This is a genomic window from Bacteroidota bacterium, from assembly GCA_038746285.1.
GTDB lineage: Bacteria > Bacteroidota > Rhodothermia > Rhodothermales > JANQRZ01 > JANQRZ01.
On sequence record JBCDKT010000007.1, the window covers coordinates 54,025 to 71,962 of the forward strand.

General features: G+C 69.4%; 16 protein-coding genes. 8 read left to right on the forward strand and 8 right to left on the reverse strand.

Features of this window, described 5'->3' with window-relative positions:
- Positions 1 to 35 precede the first annotated feature (35 nt).
- On the reverse strand, positions 36 to 2,411 hold the full coding sequence (locus AAGI91_03870; GenBank protein MEM1041746.1) for a GAF domain-containing protein: 2,376 nt from the start codon (positions 2,409 to 2,411) through the stop codon (positions 36 to 38).
- A gap of 307 nt (positions 2,412 to 2,718) precedes the next feature.
- Here AAGI91_03870 and AAGI91_03875 point away from each other — a divergent pair, with 307 nt between their 5' ends.
- Entirely contained in the window at positions 2,719 to 3,021 is a 303-nt protein-coding gene (locus tag AAGI91_03875) for a UPF0175 family protein (protein ID MEM1041747.1), read from the forward strand.
- A 126-nt stretch (positions 3,022 to 3,147) separates the two neighbouring features.
- Positions 3,148 to 3,543: a DUF3368 domain-containing protein gene (locus AAGI91_03880; protein MEM1041748.1), complete on the forward strand. Its 396-nt coding sequence runs from the start codon at positions 3,148 to 3,150 to the stop codon at positions 3,541 to 3,543.
- A gap of 4 nt (positions 3,544 to 3,547) precedes the next feature.
- Here the strand turns inward: AAGI91_03880 and AAGI91_03885 are convergent, their stop codons facing one another.
- The 5 genes from AAGI91_03885 to tsaB all read right to left on the reverse strand — a co-directional run bounded on the left by AAGI91_03885 (position 3,548) and on the right by tsaB (position 7,924).
- Positions 3,548 to 4,384 carry a LytTR family DNA-binding domain-containing protein gene (locus tag AAGI91_03885; protein ID MEM1041749.1) on the reverse strand — a complete coding sequence of 279 codons (837 nt, stop codon included), beginning with the start codon at positions 4,382 to 4,384 and terminating at the stop codon, positions 3,548 to 3,550.
- Complete coding sequence (locus AAGI91_03890; protein ID MEM1041750.1) at positions 4,377 to 5,513, reverse strand: histidine kinase; 1,137 nt, start codon at positions 5,511 to 5,513, stop codon at positions 4,377 to 4,379. Before AAGI91_03890 ends, AAGI91_03885 begins: the two co-directional genes overlap by 8 nt.
- Positions 5,514 to 5,648: 135 nt before the next feature.
- A complete protein-coding gene (locus AAGI91_03895) occupies positions 5,649 to 6,101 on the reverse strand; it encodes a hypothetical protein (protein ID MEM1041751.1) in 453 nt (150 codons plus the stop codon).
- Between the two features lie 156 nt (positions 6,102 to 6,257).
- Positions 6,258 to 7,154 (reverse strand): acetyl-CoA carboxylase, carboxyltransferase subunit beta, encoded by an 897-nt coding sequence (gene accD / locus AAGI91_03900; GenBank protein MEM1041752.1) that lies wholly within the window; start codon positions 7,152 to 7,154, stop codon positions 6,258 to 6,260.
- Between the two features lie 59 nt (positions 7,155 to 7,213).
- Positions 7,214 to 7,924, reverse strand: coding sequence for a tRNA (adenosine(37)-N6)-threonylcarbamoyltransferase complex dimerization subunit type 1 TsaB (tsaB, locus tag AAGI91_03905; GenBank protein ID MEM1041753.1), 711 nt, complete (start codon positions 7,922 to 7,924; stop codon positions 7,214 to 7,216).
- Positions 7,925 to 8,129: 205 nt separating this feature from the next.
- Here tsaB and AAGI91_03910 point away from each other — a divergent pair, with 205 nt between their 5' ends.
- On the forward strand, positions 8,130 to 10,247 hold the full coding sequence (locus AAGI91_03910) for an elongation factor G (protein MEM1041754.1): 2,118 nt from the start codon (positions 8,130 to 8,132) through the stop codon (positions 10,245 to 10,247).
- A 119-nt stretch (positions 10,248 to 10,366) separates the two neighbouring features.
- Here AAGI91_03910 and AAGI91_03915 read toward each other — a convergent pair whose 3' ends face one another.
- Complete coding sequence (locus AAGI91_03915) at positions 10,367 to 10,990, reverse strand: 5-formyltetrahydrofolate cyclo-ligase (protein ID MEM1041755.1); 624 nt, start codon at positions 10,988 to 10,990, stop codon at positions 10,367 to 10,369.
- A gap of 190 nt (positions 10,991 to 11,180) precedes the next feature.
- On the opposite strand from AAGI91_03915, the gene AAGI91_03920 reads away from it, so the two are divergent.
- Entirely contained in the window at positions 11,181 to 11,558 is a 378-nt protein-coding gene (locus tag AAGI91_03920; protein ID MEM1041756.1) for a carboxymuconolactone decarboxylase family protein, read from the forward strand.
- Between the two features lie 6 nt (positions 11,559 to 11,564).
- On the opposite strand, the gene AAGI91_03925 is transcribed toward AAGI91_03920, so the two are convergent.
- Positions 11,565 to 12,821, reverse strand: a complete 1,257-nt coding sequence (locus AAGI91_03925) for a tryptophan 2,3-dioxygenase family protein (protein ID MEM1041757.1) — start codon at positions 12,819 to 12,821, stop codon at positions 11,565 to 11,567.
- Between the two features lie 178 nt (positions 12,822 to 12,999).
- Between AAGI91_03925 and AAGI91_03930 the strand changes: the two genes are divergently transcribed.
- The 4 genes from AAGI91_03930 to rimM all read left to right on the forward strand — a co-directional run bounded on the left by AAGI91_03930 (position 13,000) and on the right by rimM (position 17,903).
- The gene (locus AAGI91_03930) at positions 13,000 to 14,523 is read left to right on the forward strand and encodes a PAS domain-containing protein (GenBank protein MEM1041758.1); all 1,524 of its coding nucleotides are present in this window, start codon (positions 13,000 to 13,002) and stop codon (positions 14,521 to 14,523) included.
- 412 nt (positions 14,524 to 14,935) lie between these two features.
- A complete protein-coding gene (gene ffh, locus AAGI91_03935) occupies positions 14,936 to 16,291 on the forward strand; it encodes a signal recognition particle protein (protein ID MEM1041759.1) in 1,356 nt (451 codons plus the stop codon).
- Positions 16,292 to 16,399: 108 nt separating this feature from the next.
- Positions 16,400 to 17,350: a 30S ribosomal protein S16 gene (gene rpsP / locus AAGI91_03940; protein MEM1041760.1), complete on the forward strand. Its 951-nt coding sequence runs from the start codon at positions 16,400 to 16,402 to the stop codon at positions 17,348 to 17,350.
- A gap of 13 nt (positions 17,351 to 17,363) precedes the next feature.
- Positions 17,364 to 17,903 (forward strand): ribosome maturation factor RimM, encoded by a 540-nt coding sequence (gene rimM / locus AAGI91_03945; protein ID MEM1041761.1) that lies wholly within the window; start codon positions 17,364 to 17,366, stop codon positions 17,901 to 17,903.
- Positions 17,904 to 17,938: the final 35 nt, after the last annotated feature.

Here is a 17,938-nt window from a genome sequence, read left to right on the forward strand (position 1 = left end):
GAAGGGGACAGCGCCACTGCCCGTTCCGATTCCGCTCAGCTCGCTTCCAGCGCCGCGGCCCGCGCGCGCTCCGGCGTCACGTCGAGCTCCATCCCCGGCGGCTGCGGGGCAACCGGGACGCGGAAGGCGCGGAGGCCGTGGACGCCGGGCATCGGCTCGAGGGCGACCTCTTCGACCGGCGCGCCGAGGTAGCCGGCCGCGCGGAGGTAGTCGAGGTAGGTCTGGTACTCCTGCGCCGCGCGCCCAGGCGTGAACGCGATCGCGAGGTGCCCCGGCTGTGTCAGCCGCTCCTCGGTCCCGGCCACGCACGCCTTGTCGATCCGCTTCTTGACGATCTCATAGCGCGTGTTGTACGCCCCGTCCACGTCGAACTGCTTCTCGTCGTAGCGGAAGCGGATGGCGAGCGGGGTCGTCTGGACGAGGACGAGGTGCGCCACCTGGAGCGGCATCGGGAGGTCGGGCGCGATGCGGTCGAGCGCCCAGGCGGTCGAGCACGTCGCCATGAGCTGCCAGAGGCGGAGGTTGCGGACGGCGAGCGGGTCGACGGTGCGGTCTTCGAGGAGGGCGTCGCCGACGTAGAGGTTGTGCTCGACGCCGTCGGTCTTGTAATTCTCGAAGTAGTGCGGGACGAGGCGCTGCGCGTAGTCGTCCTGCCGCTCGAGGTGGCAGGCAATCGTCTCGTTGATCTTCGTGACGGACTCCTCGTAGTGCCGCCGCGCCTCGTAGCGCATCCCAAGTGTCGGGTCGAGCGCGGCCCGGTAGGCCGCCACGCGGTCGCGGACGCCGGCCCCGTAGGGTGCGAGGTGGTCGAAGAGGCTCTCCACGTCGCGCCGCAGAAACTCAGCGACGTGGGCCTCGTGCTCGGTGCGGAGCCCGGCCCCGACCTCGTCGATCGTGCACTGGAGCCGAAAGCCGAGTTCGTCGAGGCCCGGCAGCGACCGGTGCGCCGAGGCCTCGACGACGACCGCGAAGGCGAGACTGAGCTGCTCGGCGAGGTCGGCGGCAATCGCGGCGTTGCGGTGGGTCGAGGAGTCGCGGATGTCGGAGGCACCGTAGAGCGGGAGGACGCCGGGGAAGACGATGGGCTCTAGCTGCCGCCGCTCGCCTGGCGCGGCACCCGGCGTGGCCTCGATGTAGCGCAACGCGGCCTCGCGGAAGCGCCACTCGACGACTGGGTGGATGGCGGTGCACTGCGATTTGATGACGGCCTGGATGTGGTCTTCGCGCTCGTCGAGGCTCCGCTGGAGCGCCGTGGCGAACACGCTGGCCACCTCCTCGATCTTCATCGTGTTGAAGGCGTTGAGCGCCCCCGGCTGCGGCGCGGCTAGCTCCAAGAGCCCCACCGTCCGCTCGCCGACGCGGAGCGGGGCGACGAGGAGGCTCCCGAACCCCTCGGCGAGCAGGTGGTCCTCGTAGCCCGTCTGCGGCTCGTGCGCGGCGAGGTCGCTGACGACCACCGGGCACCCGCTGCCGAGCGCCTGGGCGTAGACGGACTCGCCCCGCCTCGGGCAGACGGGGGCCGCGCCGGACGAGAGCAGCAGGCTCCGCCCGATGGCCCGGACGCGCTGCGTCTCGCCGAGGTCGTCGCCGTCTTCGAGGCAGATAAGCCCGAAGCGCAGGTCGGGCGAGCGCAGGAGCGAGCGCAGCCGGCGCTCCAGTCTCACCACGCTCGCCTCCGACGTCATCGCTGCTTTTTCGAGGAGGTCGTCGCGGAGTGCCGAGAGCACCTGCTCGTCGGTCACGTCGAGTGCGGTGGCGATCGTGAAGCCGTGCAGCGCGAAGCGCTCGGGCGGGAGCATCTGCTCCCACAGCGCCCGGTCCGTGGGCGAGGCTACGAGGCGGGCGAGGTCGGTCTCGCCCAGAGGCGGCCGCGCGCCGCGCGTCTCGACCCAGACGAACTGGGTGTCGATCAGCAGCTTGAAGTGGCGCTCCAGTTCTGTGCCTGCGTCGCTTAGGTTGAGCAGGAGCGGGAAGTCGTACGGCACCGTGATGCCGTAGCAGCGCTCCAGCACGAGGTAGTAGGCCATCATCGTCCGGCCGAGCTCGAAGCCGCGCGGGTCGAGGTCCATCTGCTCGTGGAGCGTGGCCGCGCCGAAGAGGCCGAGCCGCTCGGACGTCGGCGTGGCGTAGACCATCCCGGTTCCGAAAGGAGGCAGCAAGGCGGCGACGCTCTCGTCCCACTGGGCGCGAGGGAAAACCGCGCTCAGCATCAGGTCCACGAGGTCGCCGTGCGCGTGCAGCGCGTCCGGGTCGAGGTCCGGCGCGTGGAGGTCCGGCGCACCGGCAAGGCGCTCCCGAATGAGCGCGGCGAGCGGTGCGAGGGGGCCGTCTTCGGCGGCTTCCCAGAACGCGACCAGCCGGTTCAGGCTGAACGCCGTAGCGAAGGGGAACGGGCGCGTCGAGGTTTCCATGGCAGACCTGGGGCAGGCGGGGAGCAGGCAAGCTACGAACGCTTCGAAGCACCGCTAGACCATGTCAGTGCACCTGCCGCCGCAGGCGAGGGCAACAGAAAACGCCCCTGCCGAGGACGGCGCGTCGAGGAGTCCTGCTCAGCTCCCCGTCCGGGCCGGCCCCTCGGCGAGAGGCGCATGGAAAGACTACGGAGTGATTTCGAGCCCGGATGCCCGGTTGTGACGAATCCGCCGGGCGCTGAAACGAACGGGCCGGGGCGCTGCGCGGGCCGGTCGGCGCGGGGCGCTCACCCGAGCCTGTGCTATCTTGCGTGCGACTGCGTCGAACTCCATCAACGTTGCCATGAGCGCGCTCGTGCTGAAAATCCCCGACGACGTGGCGGCCGCGCTCCGGCTGCCGCCCGCGCAGGCCGAGCAGGAGCTCAGGACGGAACTGGCGCTCGCGCTCTACGCCCGCCAGGTTCTTCCGCTCGGAAAGGCGCGGCGGCTGGCCGGCATGGCGAGGCGAGACTTCGACGACCTCCTCGCCGAGCGTCACGTCCCCCGCGCCTACACCGACGACGACCTCGAGGACGACCTTGCCTACGGTCTCGGTGAGGCGGGAGAGTAAGCTGTGCCAGAGTCTGCCTTACGCGAGGTCGTGGTCAGCGACACATCACCGCTCGTTCACCTCACCCGCGCCGGCCTTTTTCACCTGCTGAAGACGTTCTTCGGCTAACTCCTGACCCCGACCGCTGTGTGGCGCGAAGCCGTGGAAGAAGGACAGGGCCGCCCAGGAGAAGCCGAGGTCAAAAAAGCACCGGAGGACGGCTGGATCCAGGTTCAGCCACCGAAAGACGGTCCGCTGCTCCGGCTGCTCGGAGGAGAACTCGACGACGGTGAGGCCGAAGGCATCGCACTCGCTGTCGAGGTTGGGGCCGGCCTGCTGCTGCTGGACGAGACGCAAGCCCGGAAGCGCGCGGGCTTGGTCGGACTACGTGTGACGGGCACGCTCGGCCTGCTCGTCCGCGCCCGGAAGGAAGGCCGCATCGACCGTCTGCGCCCCGTGCTCGACCGGCTCCGGCGGGAATCGCTTTGGATCGGCGACCGGCTCTACCGGCGCGCGCTCGAAGGCGTGGGGGAAGAACCGTAAGCCCTTAGCCGAGCCTGCCCGCGATCTGGTCGAGGCTGTCGCGGTAGGTGCGGCTCAGCTTGAGCTGCGTGGCGTCCTCCAGGATCACGATGTACTCGCCGTGGAAGTAGCTCCGCAGCTCGCGCACCCGGTCGCGGTTGACGATCGTCGAGCGGTGGATGCGGACGAAGCGCTCGGGGTCGAGCTGCTCGGCGAGGTTCGTGAGCGTCTCGCGGATGAGGTGCGTCTTCGGGCCGACGTGCAGCTTGGCGTAGACCCCCGCGCCTTCGATCCAGTCGATCTGCTCGACCTTCACGATCAGCAGCCGGTCGCCGGAGCGGATGGCGAGGCGGTCCGTCGGGGCCTGGGCCGGAGCGGACGGCTCGACGAGTTCGTCCGGCTCGCCGGGGCCGCCCTCGACGGAGCGCAGCAGGGTTAGCAGCCGCCGGCTGAGGCCCGCGAGGTGCCCACGCTCGATCCGCGCCTTCGCCCGCCCAATGGCGACCTCGAACCGCTCGTCGTCGAACGGCTTGAGGAGGTAGTCGACCGCGTGCAGTTCGAAGGCGCGGAGCGCGTGCTGGTCGTAGGCCGTCACGAACACCACGACCGGCATCGTCTCGGGGTCGAGCGCTTCGAGGACTTCGAGACCGCTCAACTCCGGCATCTGCACGTCGAGCAGGACGAGGTCCGGCTGCTCGGCCCCGATGGCGTCGAGCGCTTCCCGGCCGTTGGCGCACTCGCCGGCCGTCTCGAACCCGTCCTGCCCTTTGAGTAGCCGGGCGAGGCGCTTACGCGCCGGGGGCTCGTCGTCCACGATCAGGACGCGGAGCGGGCGGTCCAGCGGGGCGACCGGCTCAGGCATGGGGCACGAAGGTCGGCGTCGTGAGGAAGGGGAGCGTGAGGTCGACCGACAGGCCCTCGCCCGGGCGGCTGCGGAGCACGAGCCGGTGGCGCTCGCCGTAGAGCCGGGCCAGCCGCTCGCGCGTGTTGCGGAGCCCGAGGCCGCCGCTGCCGGACGTGGGGGCTCCGTCGCCCGAAGGGGTTGGCAACCCCGGCCCGTCGTCGGAGACGGTCAGCCGGACGGTGTCGCCCTCGCGCCGGGCGCGGATGGCGATGCGGCTCGGCCCGGCGAAGGGGGCGACGGCGTGCTTGAGCGCGTTCTCGACGAGGGGCTGGAGGATGAGGTTCGGCACGAGCGCGTCGAGCGTGGCCTCGTCCACGTCCATCTCGACCGTCAGCCGGTCGCCGAAGCGGACGCGCTCGATCTGGAGGTAGCGCTCCAGAAACGCCAGCTCTTGCTCTAGCGTCACCTCCTGCTGCCCGACCGAGTCGAGCGAGAGCCGGAGGAGGTCCGAGAGGTCGACGAGCATGCGCCGGGAGCGCTTCACGTCGTCGTCCATCAGCGACGAGATCGCGTGGAGCGTGTTGAAGAGGAAGTGCGGGTTGAGCTGCATGCGGAGCGCCTGCACCTGCGCCTGCGCGAGTTGGCTTTCTAGCTGCGCCGCCCGCAGTTCGCGCTCCTGCGACTGCCGCCGGAAGGTCAGCGCGTGTAGCACCGCCGCCACGGCCGTGTAGAAGATAAAGTCGTAGAAGAGCGTCCCCACCTGGAGCGACGTGAACTCCTCGACCACGTCGTACGGGTTGCCCGCGAGGGCCTCGAAAGTGCCGCGCAGCGCGAAGTAGGCGACCGTCGTGAACAGGCTCACCGCGAGAGCCGCCCCGAGGTGGACGAGCGCGTGCGGCACCGCCCTCCGCCCGCCGACCGGGTAGCGCTGGACGACCCAGATGATGCCCGGCGTGGCGCAGGCCCACAGGTTGAGGATCACGAGGTTCCAGCCCATCCGGCTCCAGGCCAGCGGAGCCTGGTCGAGAGCAAAGGCAAAGAGGTGCAGTGCCGCCGAGACGAGCCACACGCCGTTCCACACGGCGAAAATCACGAGCAGCCGAGACCGGCTCGGCGTGGCAGTCTGAACGGGAAGCGTGGGCGGCATGGAGATCAGAGGGGAATACATGGAGATCAGAGGGGAATACGGAGCGCAAGCATACGCCCACCCGCGGGCAAGGCAGCCCTAGAAGATGCCATCAGGCTCGCCCTCGTTGCAAATGGGACGAAGGCCGTCGAGGGGCTACGTGCTGCTACCACCTTGCAGGCGCTCGATGTCGGCCAAGTCCTGTAAGCGGCCAACGGCCTGCTTATTCTGAATCAGGTGCTTCCGGCTAATGACGGGTAGCGCAATGCCGTCCAAGACCAACTCGAGTCGGTCCGCCCAGGCTTCTTCGAACCCGACGCCGTCAATCACCGTCAGAACATCGATGCGGCGTGGAGAGACGCCGAGTTGAAACACGATGTCAGGCTGCGCGAAGTCCTCGCGGCGGACGTCCGAGAGTGGAGCCCCGAACGCTCGCAGCGCCCGGAGCACGCGGTCAGCATTCTCCGGAGACGGTCGGACCCACAGGTCGATGTCGCCCGTGGCGCGCGGCTGTCCGTGCGCCGCGAGGGCGTAGGCCCCGACGAGCAGATACTCAACCCCCGCGTCGGCGAAGGCGGACAACATGTCGCGGTAGTCGGCGTTGAGCATCGGGTTCGGTGCCGCCTCCTTCGGCGGCGCTCTTAAAGGCCCAGGCAGCCTCGGTAAGCGGCCACACCATGCCGATGAGCTCGGCCGGTGTCTTCCCCGCGAGGTCGTCGTTGGACTGCTGGTCGCTTCGGCGGCGGAGGGAGAGGGAGCGCTTGTTCACAGCGCCGTCTCGATGGCCGCCGGGTTCGGCAGTGCAGGCACCGCTTCCTTGTTCTCGAAGAGCAGGTTCAGCATGTGCACCAGTGAGCGGCGCAGCTTGGGGCGCGGGACGATGTCGTCGAGGAAGCCCTGCTTGAGGAGGAACTCGGCGCTCTGGAAGCCCTTTGGCAAGTCGCGGCCAATCGTCTCGCGGATCACGCGCGGCCCGGCGAAGCCGATCAGCGCGCCCGGCTCGGCGATGTTGAAGTCGCCTAGCATGGCAAACGAGGCCGTGACGCCGCCGGTCGTCGGGTAGGTCATCAGCGAGATGTAGGGCAGCCCGTGCTCGTCGAGGACGGCGAGGTTGGCGCTCGTCTTCGCCATCTGCATGAGCGAGAGCGCGCCCTCCATCATGCGCGCCCCGCCGCTCTGCGAGATGATCATCAGCGCGGCGCGCTCCTCGACCGCCCGCCGGATCGCCCGCGTCACGATCTCGCCCACGACCGACCCCATCGAGCCGCCGATGAACGAGAAGTCCATCGCCGCCAGCGACAGGGTGTGCCCGCCGACGGTTCCGAGGGCGGCGACGGCCGCGTCGTTGAGGCCGGTCTTCTCCTGCGCCGCGTCGATCCGCAGGTCGTACGGCTTGCGGTCGTGGAAGCCGAGCGGGTTGGTCGAGACGAGGTCGTCGTCGAAGCGGGTGAACTGGCCGTCGTCGAAGAGCATCCGGCAGTAGCCGAGGCCGCTGAGCGGGAAGTGGTGGCCGGAGTCGGTCACCATGTGGTTCTCCTCGAGGACCCGGAGGCTGACCATCTCGCCCGTGTTGGGGTCCTTGCGCCAGTAGCCCTCCGGCGTCTCGTTCTGCTCGGTGCGGGTGGTTTTGATGCCGGCGGTCTTGCGCTGAAACCAGGACATGGCGAGGGAGGAAGGCGGGGAGGGGAGAGACCAACGCCCACGGCGGGGCGCGTGTTCGGTCACTTCGGCAGCCGGTCAAAGATAGAGCTTCCGCGCTTGGCGACGAAGGCTTTGAGGTAGTCCGGCTCGAACGCCGCCACGTCTTCCGTCTGCCCCGCTGCCAGGCGGCGCACGCCGAGCACGCCGACGAGGGCTGCGGACGGGCGAACGGCGGCCGGGTCCAGCACCCGCGTCTCGGTGGGCAGCGCCTCGGCTGCGAGCGCGCCGGCCTCGCCTGCGACCCAGCGCGTGCCCTCGGTGCCGGGCAGCCAGGCGGCGAGGGCGTCCAGCAGCACAGCCTCGGCGGGGACGAGGGTAGACAGGCTGTCCCCACTGCGTCCGAAGGCGGCGGCGTAGACCTCGCCCCGGCGCGACCGGAAGGCGGCGACGAGCAGGTCGCCCTCGGCGATGCGGCCGAGCGCGCCGAACGCCAGCGCCTCCAGCGACGGCACGGCGACGAGGTCGGCCCCCGTCACCCACGCCAGCCCCTTCGCCGTGCTCGCGCCGATCCGCAATCCGGTGTACGACCCCGGCCCCGCCGACACGGCGACAGCGTCGAGGTCCGACGGGGCGAAGCCGTGCTCGGCGAGAAGCTCCTGGATGAGCGGGACGAGGCGGGCAGCGTGCGAGCGCGGCTCCAGCGTCTCGGCTAGGCCGGTGACGCGGGCGTCGCCGTCCACGAGGGCGACGCTGCACACGTCGGTGGCGGTTTCGAGGGCGAGGAGGGGCACGGGCGGAAGCGGAGAAGAGCGGAAGCAGGGAAGATAGCGTGACGACGAATCCAAGACCTCGTCCGATCCTCCGCTCGTCCGATCCTCCACACTTTCCTTCCTCCACTCCCGGAAGCTCTTCCATTCCCGCCCGCCTCACGATATCTTACCGTCCCCCTTTCGCCCCGTGCGGACTTCACCCCCTGTCACCAACCCCTCGATTCCCATGAAAGTCTATGATGCCGACCACGTCCGCAACGTCGCCCTCGTCGGGCACCAGGGCAGCGGGAAGACCTCGCTCGCCGAAGCCATGCTCTACGCCTCCGGCGCGGTCCAGCGCATGGGCACCGTCGAGGAGCAGAACACCGTCTCGGACTACCACCCGAGCGAGCACGAGCGCGAAATGTCCATCTTCACGAGCCTGCTCCACGCCGAGTGGAAGGGCCACAAGATCAACATCCTCGACACGCCCGGCTACCTCGACTTCGTCGGCGAGGTCGTGACGGCGCTCAAAGTGGCCGACACGGCGATCTTCGTGCTCGACGCCGCCGAGGGCGTCCAGGTCGGCACCGAGCAGTCGTGGCGCTACTGTGAGCAGACCGGCACGCCGTCGATGTTCGTCATCAACAAGCTCGACCAGGACAACGCCGACTTCGGCGAGATCGTGCGCCAGATGCACGAGCGCTTCGGGCGCGCCGCGACGGTCGTCCAGCTCCCCGGCGGCGCAGGGACGCGCTCGGTCATCGACGTGCTCCTGATGAAGCAGCTCACCTTCGACGACAAGGGCAAGGCGACCGAGAGCGAGATCGACGACGCCTTCCGCGACGAGGCGCAGCGGCTCCACAACGAACTCGTCGAGAACATCGCCGAGAACGACGAGGCGCTGATGGAGCTCTACTTCGAGAAGGGTGAGCTGACCGAGGACGAGATGCGCCAGGGTCTCCGCGAGGCTATGATCAAGCGCGACCTCTTCCCGATCTTCCTCACGATCTCGAAGGAGAACGTCGGCGTGAGCCGCCTGATGGGCTTCATCGACAACGTCTGCCCGGCCCCGCCGATGATGCCGCCGGCCCAGATGGACGAGGGCGAAGCCAGCTACGACCCCGCCGCCGAGCCCATCGCGTTCGTCTACCGCACGATGGCCGAGCAGCATGTCGGCGAGTACTCCTTCTTCCGGGTCCACTCCGGGACGCTCGAGCCCAACATCGACCTCGAGAACGCCCAGACCGGCGCGTCCGAGCGCCTCGGCCAGCTCTTCGTCATCAACGGGCACGAGCGCGACTCGGTCACCAAGCTCGTCGCGGGCGACCTCGGAGCGGCCGTCAAGCTCCGCGGCACGGCGACCAACCACACGCTCCGGCGCAAGGGCTCGAACGCCGTCCGCACGCCCATCACGTTTCCCGAGCCCCGGATGCGCGTCGCCATCCGCACGACCAAGAGCGGCGACGAGGACAAGCTCGCGCAGGGCCTCAACCAGCTCCACAAGGAGGACCCCGCGCTCCACATCGAGCACGACGCCTCGCTCGGCCAGATGACGCTCGCCGGCCAGGGCGAGCAGCACCTCGACGTGGCGCGGTACCGCCTCAAGAACCGCTTCGGCGTCGAGGTCGAGTTCGACCGCCCGAAGGTGGCCTACCGCGAGACCGTCCAGGGCCGCGCCCGCGCCTCGTACCGCCACAAGAAGCAGACGGGCGGGGCCGGCCAGTTCGCCGACATCTCGCTCCTGGTCGAGCCTCTGAACGGCGAGTTCCAACCCCCGGACGACATCAAGGTCCGCAACGTCGAGCACGTCACGACCGAGTGGGGCTCGACGATCGAGTACATCGACGGGATCGTCGGCGGCGTGATCGACATGCGCCGGTTCTTCGGGGCGATCCAGAAGGGGATCAACGATGCGCTCCGCGAGGGGCCCGTCGCGGGCTACCCCGTCGGCGACGTCCGCGTGGTGGTCTACGACGGCGGGATGCACGCCGTGGACTCGAACGAGAACGCGTTCAAGACGGCCGCGCGCTACTGCTTCCGCGACGCCTTCCGCGAGGCCAAAGCGGTGATCCTGGAGCCGGTCTACAACCTCGAAGTCCTCGTCCCGGAGGACCACATGGGCGACGTGCTCGGCGACCTCAACACGCGGCGCGCCCGCGTCCAGGGGATGGAGGCCGAGGGGCCGTTCCAGAAAGTCATCGCCCAGGTCCCCGAGGCCGAGCTCTACCGCTACTCGACGAGCCTCCGCTCGATGACCCAGGGTCGCGGCCTGCACCACGCCGAGTTCGACCGCTACGACGCGATGCCACGCCACGTCCAGGAGGAGGTCATCGCCCAGGGCGCTGCGCTGGAAGAAGCGTGAGGTTGAGGTGTGCTTTGCACGCTGATTGATTTGGCGTGGAGGGAATGGAAGGAGAGGAGGGAAGGGAGGGCAACTCAGGCTGAGAACAGCGCGCCGACGGCGAGGCTAGACAGCCCTCCTCACCCTCCCTGCTCTCCACGCTCTCTTTCCCCCGTCCCCACCCGCACCACTTCTCGCTCGGTCACGACGATGCCCAGCGCCACGTCGTGCGCCTCGGCGGGGACGGCATCGACCAGGCAGGCGGCGTAGACCGCGCCGACGGTGACGGCAGCGAGGCCCGCGAGAAATGCGTCGTAGAACCCGCGCCCGTGGCCGATGCGGTGTCCGCCCCGCCCGGCTCCGAAGGCGGGGACGATGACCACGTCGAGGTCGCTGGGGTCGGCGTCAGCCGTGCCGACCGGCTCGGCGATGCCCCAGTGGTTCGTCTGCATCCGGTCCTCGCCCTCGAACCGGACGTGCCGGAGGCGGGGTGCCCCGTCGAAGTCCGCGACGACTGGGAGGACGACGCGCGTGCCTGCGCCGTGGAGCCGCCGGACGAGTGGGCGCGTGTCCACCTCGCGCCGCGCCGTGACCGGCCAGTAGACGTGGACCGTCCCGGCGGCCTTGACCTCTGGCAGCGCGGCGATACGCTCGCAGATGGCGGTGCTGTGGGCGGCGGCCTCGGCGTCGGTGAGCGCGAGTCGGGCGTCGCGGAATCGGGCGCGGAGGGCAGCTTTCTCGGCGTGGAGCCTGAGGTCTGCCATATTGACGAGCGAAGACAGAGGGTGTCGGAGCGAGGAGATAGCCCCCTCATTCAGATTCGGGGCGGGCGACGGACGGAGCAGTGCATCCCGGCGTCGTAGGGGCGTAGCATGCTACGCCCCTACAGCGATTGTGACGTGTTCAGAGAAGGCAGTAGCTTCCCTGCTCTCACCAAAGCATACACCAACTGCCATGCCGCACGACACCCCCGCCGCCGAGCGCCTCGCCGCCTTCGACGCCTACCGCACCCGGATGAACGCCCGCATCCTCGATGAGAAGGCCCACCTCGGCATCAAGCGCTTCTTCAACCTCGACAGCGCCGCCTACCGCGACGGCGCGCTCCCCGCGAAGACCAAAGAACTCCTCGGCCTCGTCGCCTCGGCCGTGCTCCGCTGCAACGACTGCATCGACTACCACTTGACGCAGTGCGTCGAGGCCGGGTTCACGGACGACGAGCTCGACGACGCGCTCAACGTCGCACTCGTCGTCGGCGGAAGCATCGTCATCCCGCACCTCCGCCACGCGGTCGAGACCACCGATGCGCTCCGGGCGCGGGACGCAGCCGGGTAGGTGGCTTCACCACCGGTCCGGGGCCTCGGCCGTGCCGGCAGCGCCGAGGTCGGCGTAGGCGACGAGGGCGGGGAAGAGCGGGAGCAGGAAGCGCTGGCTCGTGACCAGGTAGGGCATCCCGCCGCCGCCGGTGCCGCCCTCGCCCGCGACGTGCCGCCGGACCGCTTTGCGGTGAGCCGTCAGGAAGCTCTCTGCTCCAGGGTCGTGGAGTGCCGCATCGGCCGAAGCCAGCCGGTCGAGGACGAAGGCGAGGCAAGTGCGCGGGTGACGGACGTGGAGCGCGTGCGCCCCCAGCCGAGCGTCGACGAGACCGCCGCGCCGCGCGTTCTCCCGCTCGGCCACGGCGGCGAGGTCGCGCCGGAAGCGTTCGGCGACCGCGTCGGCGTCGGGCGCTTTGCCGAGCGTGGCCCGGACGCGGGCGGCGGAGCGGTCGAGGTCTTCCTCCAGAATCCGGCGCACCGTGGGCGGTGCGGGCAGGCCATCTGCCTCGGAGGCGAGGCGGGCGAGGACGGCGTGGGCGAGGGCGTCGAGCCGGGTGACGAGGTGCGCCGGGTGGTCGTCGTCGGGGAAGGCGCGGGGGTGGCCGGAGCGCAGCACGAGCGGGTCGCCGAGGGCGACGTGCCCGCAGGGCGCACCGGTGTAGTTCGCCCCATAGGTCGCTCCCGGGAAGACCGGCACGTCGAGGAGCGGGCCTTTGCCGAGCGCGCGCTGGATGAGCCGGAGCTGGGCCGTCTGGAACCCGCTGGCCGGGGTGAGGAGGTCCCGGAAGCGCTGGTACTCCAGCGTCGAGAAGAGCACGTCCCCATCGGTCCCGTGCCCGACGAGCGACATCACCGCCGGAAGCACCACGCGGGCGCTGTGGCGAAGGCGGGCGGCGGCCGTCAGGCCGGGGCGCCAGAACGCACTCGGCCCGCGCTCGTCCGGGAGCGGCTCGGTCGCCAGGCCGAGCGCCTCGGCCTCGTCCAGTGCCGCGAGCGCCTCGCACGTCCGCGCAGCGACCGCGAGGTCGAAGGCCATCTGCTTGAAGACCAACTCGAAGACCTGGTGAATGATGACGAACACGCGCTCGTCCGGTACGCGGGAGGCCGGGACCTGAGCACTCAGCAGCAGGTCCAGCCCGAGGTACGAGCTGTAGTCCAGCCCGAGCCGCCCGTCCGCGTCCGGCGGGTTGACGACAGGCCTGCCGGTCTCGTCGGTGAGGTGAGGATTGTCGCCGGCGTCAAGGGCGAAGTCCCACCACGGGTCGAGCGTGGCGTCTGGCATAGCGGAAAAGGCAAGTGGCAAAAAACAAAGAGGCTGACGGCTGGGGAGGAACGTAACACCAGACGCATTAGGGAAAAAAGGTAGAGGTTTATGGGGGAAACCCCTTGTTATAGTCCAGGGAAAAGCGTACTATAACATTGCAGGCGAAAATATGTGCCGCCTCAACCCCGCGTAGACGATGACTAGGCGTTTCCCAGGTTCGTCCTTCCTCGGCAGGTTCACAGCGCGTCCCGCTCAGCTCGCCGCCGAGGTCGCAGCAGCGCAGCGGCCGGGCGAGCAGTTCTACCACGCGCTCAGCGACTCGATCCACCAGGGGTTCTGCGTCATCGAGGTACTCTACGACGAGGACGGTGCACCCTGCGACTACCGGTTCCTGGAGACGAACGCGGCCTTCGAAGAGCAGAGCGGCCTCGTGGACCCCATCGGCAGGACGGCCCGGTCCTTCGTCCCCGACCTGGAGGCGCACTGGATCGAGCGCTACGGTCGCGTCGCCGACACGGGCGTCACCGAGCGCCACGTCGGCGAGGTGGCCGACATGAACCGCGTCTTCGAGATCGAGGCGTTCCGGGTCTGCGAGCCCGGGAGCCACCGCGTCGGCATCCTCTTCACCGACATCACGGAGCGCACGCGCACTGAGGCGCTGCTGCGCGAGAACGAGGAGCGCCTCCGCCACGCCCAGGACGCTGCGGGAATCGGCACCTGGGACCTCGACGTGGCCACGGGGGTAGTCTCGTGGTCCGACGGCGTCTTCGACCTCGTGGGGCTGCCTGCTGAGGCGGGCGTCCCCCCGGCCCAGGTGTGGGAGCGCCTCGTTCATCCCGAGGACCGGGAACGGGTCCACCGCGCCGTGCAGGAGGCGCTCGACGCCGGAGGCTCCTACGTCAACGAGTTCCGCGTCCTCCGGCCCGACGGGACGATGCGCTGGCTCGCCGCCCGCGGCCACGTCGCCCGCGACGCCGCCGGCCGGCCCGTCCGCATGCTCGGCGTCAACTTCGACATCACCGAGCGCAAGGAGGCCGAGCGCGCCCTCGCCGACCTCAACGGGACGCTCGAAGCCCGCGTTGAGGCGCAGACGGAGCAGGTGCGGACGCTTGCCCGCGCGCTCACGCTCGCCGAGCAGCAGGAGCGCCGCCGCATCGCCCACGTCCTCCACGACGACCTCCAGCAGCTCCTCGTCGGGGCTCAGCTCGCGACGGCCACCGGCAGCGACGCCGGCCGGCTCGGAGCTATCCTCGACGAGGCCATCGAGAAGACGCGCACCCTGTCGCATGAGCTGAGCCCGCCGTTTCTCCACAACGACCGTCTCGACGACCTGCTCGACTGGCTCGCCGACCACGCCCGCGAGTACTACGACCTGAAGGTCTGGGTCCGGGTGACCCCGGACCTCACGCTCCCGGGCGAGGGCCTCCGCGAGCTGCTCTACCAGGCGCTCCGCGAACTGCTGCTCAACGTCGTCAAGCACGCCGAGACGGACGGGGTGCTCATCGCCGCGTCGCGGGTGGGGGAGCGCGTCCGCGTCGTGGTGCGGGACGAGGGCGTCGGGTTCGACCCGGGGCAGCGCGGAGAGAGTGAGGCCACGCTCGGGCTGCCGAGCCTCCGCGAGCGCCTGGCGCTCGTCGGCGGTCACCTGAACGTGGTCTCGGTCCCCGGTCAGGGCACCCTGGTCACGCTGGACCTCCCTCTCGGCAAAGTGGCGGCCTAGCGGACGACGGTGAGGTGTCCGGTCTCGACAACGCCCTAACCCCGAAGGTGGGGTCGCTAGAGGCGGCTGCTTCAGGCCCCGGCGTCCCGACAGCGGCGCGCTGGCCGAAAGCGCCCGGCCCCCTTCGTGAAAGCCTGTCCCTGCCAGCCTCGGAGGGGGGCAGTTTTCGGAGCGAGGCGAGGAAAGCAGAGGATAAGGAGGAAATCAGAGGATAAGAGAGTGCTCTTTCTTCGCCGCGTCTGCACGGCGAGAAGCGGGCGCGTCCGTATCTTGGGCGCTGCCCAGTCCGGAACCCGCTGCGGGGTACGGCCGTGCCCGACGGCTCCGCCCCCGGCACCGCAGGACCGCTTCGGTCCAGGTTCGCCGACGAACCGCCTGCGGTCTGCACTCCACTCTCTCCCCACTGCGCACCATGTTCGACAGCCTGTCCGACAAGCTCGACGCGGCCCTCAAAAACGTCAAGGGCCAGGGCAAGATCAACGAGCTCAACATCGCCGAGACGATGCGCGAGGTCCGCCGCGCGCTCCTCGACGCCGACGTCAACTACCAGGTCGCCCGCGACTTCACGAACAAGGTGAAGGAGCAGGCCACGAGCGAGGCCGTCCTCACTGCCGTCTCCCCAGGCCAGCAGTTCGTCAAGATCCTCTACGACGAGCTCGTCTTCCTCCTCGGCGACGTCCACGTCGACCTCAACCAGCCGAAGCGCCCGCCGCAGGTGATCCTCGTCGCCGGCCTCCAGGGCTCGGGCAAGACCACGTTCAGCGCCAAGCTCGCGCGCCACCTCAAGGGCAAAGGCCGCAGCCCGCTCCTCGCCGCCGCCGACGTGTACCGCCCGGCGGCCGTGGACCAGCTCGAAACCCTCGCCCGCGACATCAACGTCCCCGTCTTTGCGCTCCGCGGCGAGGACGGCGTCCCGCTCTCGGACGCGGTCAAGGTGGCCCGCGAAGCCGTCGCCGAGGCGCGACGGACAGGCCGCGACACCGTCATCATCGACACCGCCGGGCGGCTTCACGTCGACGAGCAGATGATGCAGGAGGTGGTCGACATTAAGACCGCCACCGAGCCGGACGAGGTGCTCTTCGTCGTCGATTCGATGACCGGGCAAGACGCGGTCAACACCGCGAAGGCGTTCAACGACCGCCTCGACGTGGACGGCATCGTGCTGACCAAGCTCGACGGCGACACGCGCGGCGGCGCGGCGCTCTCGATCCGCACGGTCGTCGAGAAGCCGATCAAGTTCGCCTCGATGGGCGAGAAGCTCGACGCGCTCGCCGAGTTCTACCCCGAGCGCATGGCCCAGCGCATCCTCGGCATGGGCGACATCGTGTCGTTCGTCGAGAAGGCGCAGGCCGAGTTCGACGAGGCCGAGGCCGAGAAGCTGCAGAAGAAGATCCGCAGCCAGGACTTCAACCTCGACGACTTCTACCAGCAGCTCCAGCGGATCAAGAACATGGGGTCGGTCAAGGACCTCCTCGGCATGATCCCCGGCATCGGCAAGCAGATCAAGGACGTCGACGTGGAGGACGACGCGTTCGTCCACATCGAGGCCATGATCCAGAGCATGACCCAGGAGGAGCGCGAGAAGCCGAACCTCATCAACGGCAGCCGCCGCCAGCGCATCGCCCGCGGTGCCGGCGTCCAGGTGCAGGACGTCAACCAGCTCCTCAAGCAGTTCCGCGAGATGAAGAAGATGATGAAGACGATGAGCAAGATGGCCTCGAAGGGCCGCGTGGCCGACCTCGGCCAGATGCTCGGCGGACGACGATAGGCTTCGCCTGTTTCTCGTCCCTCGTTTCTGGTTCCTCGTTGGGGACCGAGCCGCCGACGGGAAACGGAAAAACTAGAAACTAGAAACTCCAAACCAGAAACACCCAACATGGCAGTCAAACTCCGCCTGCGCCGGCTCGGCCGGAAGAAGCGCCCCATCTTCGCCCTCGTCGCCGCCGACGCCCGCAGCCCGCGCGACGGCCGGTTCATCGAGGACCTCGGCCGCTACCGGCCCATCGACGAGCCCGCCCAGGTCACGCTCAAGGAGGACCGCATCCTCTACTGGCTCCAGCAGGGCGCGCAGCCGAGCCACACGGTCCGCAACCTCCTCTCGGACCAGGGCCTGATGCTCCAGCTGCACCTGCTCCGCAAGGGCAAGCCCGCCGACGAGATCGAGCAAGCCCTCGCGGAGTTCCGCGCCCGTCGCGGCGAGAAGGAAGGCCCGGTCAAGACGACCGCCGCCGACCGCCGCGCTGAAGCGCTCGAAGCCGAACGCACTGCCGCCGCCGCCGAGGCTAAGCGCCTCGCCGAAGAGCGCGCCGCCCGCGAGGCCGAACTCGCCAAGCAGAAGGCCGACGCCGAAGCCGAAGCCCGCAAGAAGGCCGAAGAGGCGCGCCAGGAAGCCCTCGAAGCCGAGACCGAGCAGGCGCAGTCTGACACGCCCGAGGAAACTGCCGACAGCGAGGCCCAGGAAGCTGCCACGGCCTCCGCCGAGAACGCCGTCGAGGAAGTGACCGAGAACGAGGCCCAAGAAGAAACCGCCGAGCCGGAAGCCGCCGAAGCGCCCGCCACGGAAGAACCGGCTGCGGAAGAAGTTTCTTCCGAGGAAGCTGAGGAGCCCGCTGCCGAGGCGGAAGACGCAGCGGCCGAGACGAGCGCCGACGACGTTGCCGACGAGGCCCCGGACGCGGCCGAAGAGCAGCCCGCCGCCGAAGCCGAGACGACCGAAGAGGTCGCCGACACAGCCGGCGAGGAAGTGGCTGAGCAGACTGCCGCCGCAGCCGAAGAGGGCGACCCGGACGATGCAGAAGCCGAGGCCGAAGACAAGAAAGCTGACTAGTCGCCTCGCTCCCGTGACTTCCGCCAACACCGATAGCCTCCTCCTCGTCGGCACCTGCGGGCGCGCCCACGGCGTGCAGGGCGAGGTCAAGGTCATCCCCGAAACGGACGACCCCGAGCGCCTCGCGGCGCTAGCGCAGGTCTACGTCGGGGCGACGCCGGAGACGGCGCAGCCGCGCGCGGTCGAAGCCCTCCGGTTTCAGCCGACGAAGCGCGGACTGGTCGCGCTCGTGCGCTTCGACGGCATCGCAGGCCGCGACGCCGCCGACGCGCTCCGCGGCCAGGGCGTCTTCGCCGACGCCGCCGATCTCCCGCCGCTGGAAGAGGGCGAGGTGTTCCTCCACGACCTCATCGGCCTCGCCGTCGTTACTGAAGGTGGCGAGGCGGTCGGTACCGTGACCGACGTGCTCGACGGCACCGCGCACCCGCTGCTCGTCGTTCAGCGCGACGGCCGCCCCGACGCCCTCGTCCCGGACGTGGACGAGATCGTCACCACCATCGACCTCGACGCCGAGCAGATCACGATCGCTCCGCCCGAAGGCCTTTTAGAGTGACGAACGTCGAATGACGAGTGTCGAGTTTTGAAGCC

Excerpts from the sequence above, each read along its gene's own strand:
- AAGI91_03870 (MEM1041746.1), bottom strand. The coding sequence starts at position 2,411 with ATGGAAACCTCGACGCGCCCGTTCCCCTTCGCTACGGCGTTCAGCCTG.
- AAGI91_03885 (MEM1041749.1), bottom strand. The coding sequence starts at position 4,384 with ATGCCTGAGCCGGTCGCCCCGCTGGACCGCCCGCTCCGCGTCCTGATC.
- AAGI91_03890 (MEM1041750.1), bottom strand. The coding sequence starts at position 5,513 with ATGCCGCCCACGCTTCCCGTTCAGACTGCCACGCCGAGCCGGTCTCGG.
- AAGI91_03895 (MEM1041751.1), bottom strand. The coding sequence starts at position 6,101 with ATGCTCAACGCCGACTACCGCGACATGTTGTCCGCCTTCGCCGACGCG.
- accD (MEM1041752.1), bottom strand. The coding sequence starts at position 7,154 with ATGTCCTGGTTTCAGCGCAAGACCGCCGGCATCAAAACCACCCGCACC.
- AAGI91_03910 (MEM1041754.1), top strand. The coding sequence starts at position 8,130 with ATGAAAGTCTATGATGCCGACCACGTCCGCAACGTCGCCCTCGTCGGG.
- AAGI91_03915 (MEM1041755.1), bottom strand. The coding sequence starts at position 10,990 with ATGGCAGACCTCAGGCTCCACGCCGAGAAAGCTGCCCTCCGCGCCCGA.
- AAGI91_03920 (MEM1041756.1), top strand. The coding sequence starts at position 11,181 with ATGCCGCACGACACCCCCGCCGCCGAGCGCCTCGCCGCCTTCGACGCC.
- AAGI91_03925 (MEM1041757.1), bottom strand. The coding sequence starts at position 12,821 with ATGCCAGACGCCACGCTCGACCCGTGGTGGGACTTCGCCCTTGACGCC.
- AAGI91_03930 (MEM1041758.1), top strand. The coding sequence starts at position 13,000 with ATGACTAGGCGTTTCCCAGGTTCGTCCTTCCTCGGCAGGTTCACAGCG.
- ffh (MEM1041759.1), top strand. The coding sequence starts at position 14,936 with ATGTTCGACAGCCTGTCCGACAAGCTCGACGCGGCCCTCAAAAACGTC.
- rpsP (MEM1041760.1), top strand. The coding sequence starts at position 16,400 with ATGGCAGTCAAACTCCGCCTGCGCCGGCTCGGCCGGAAGAAGCGCCCC.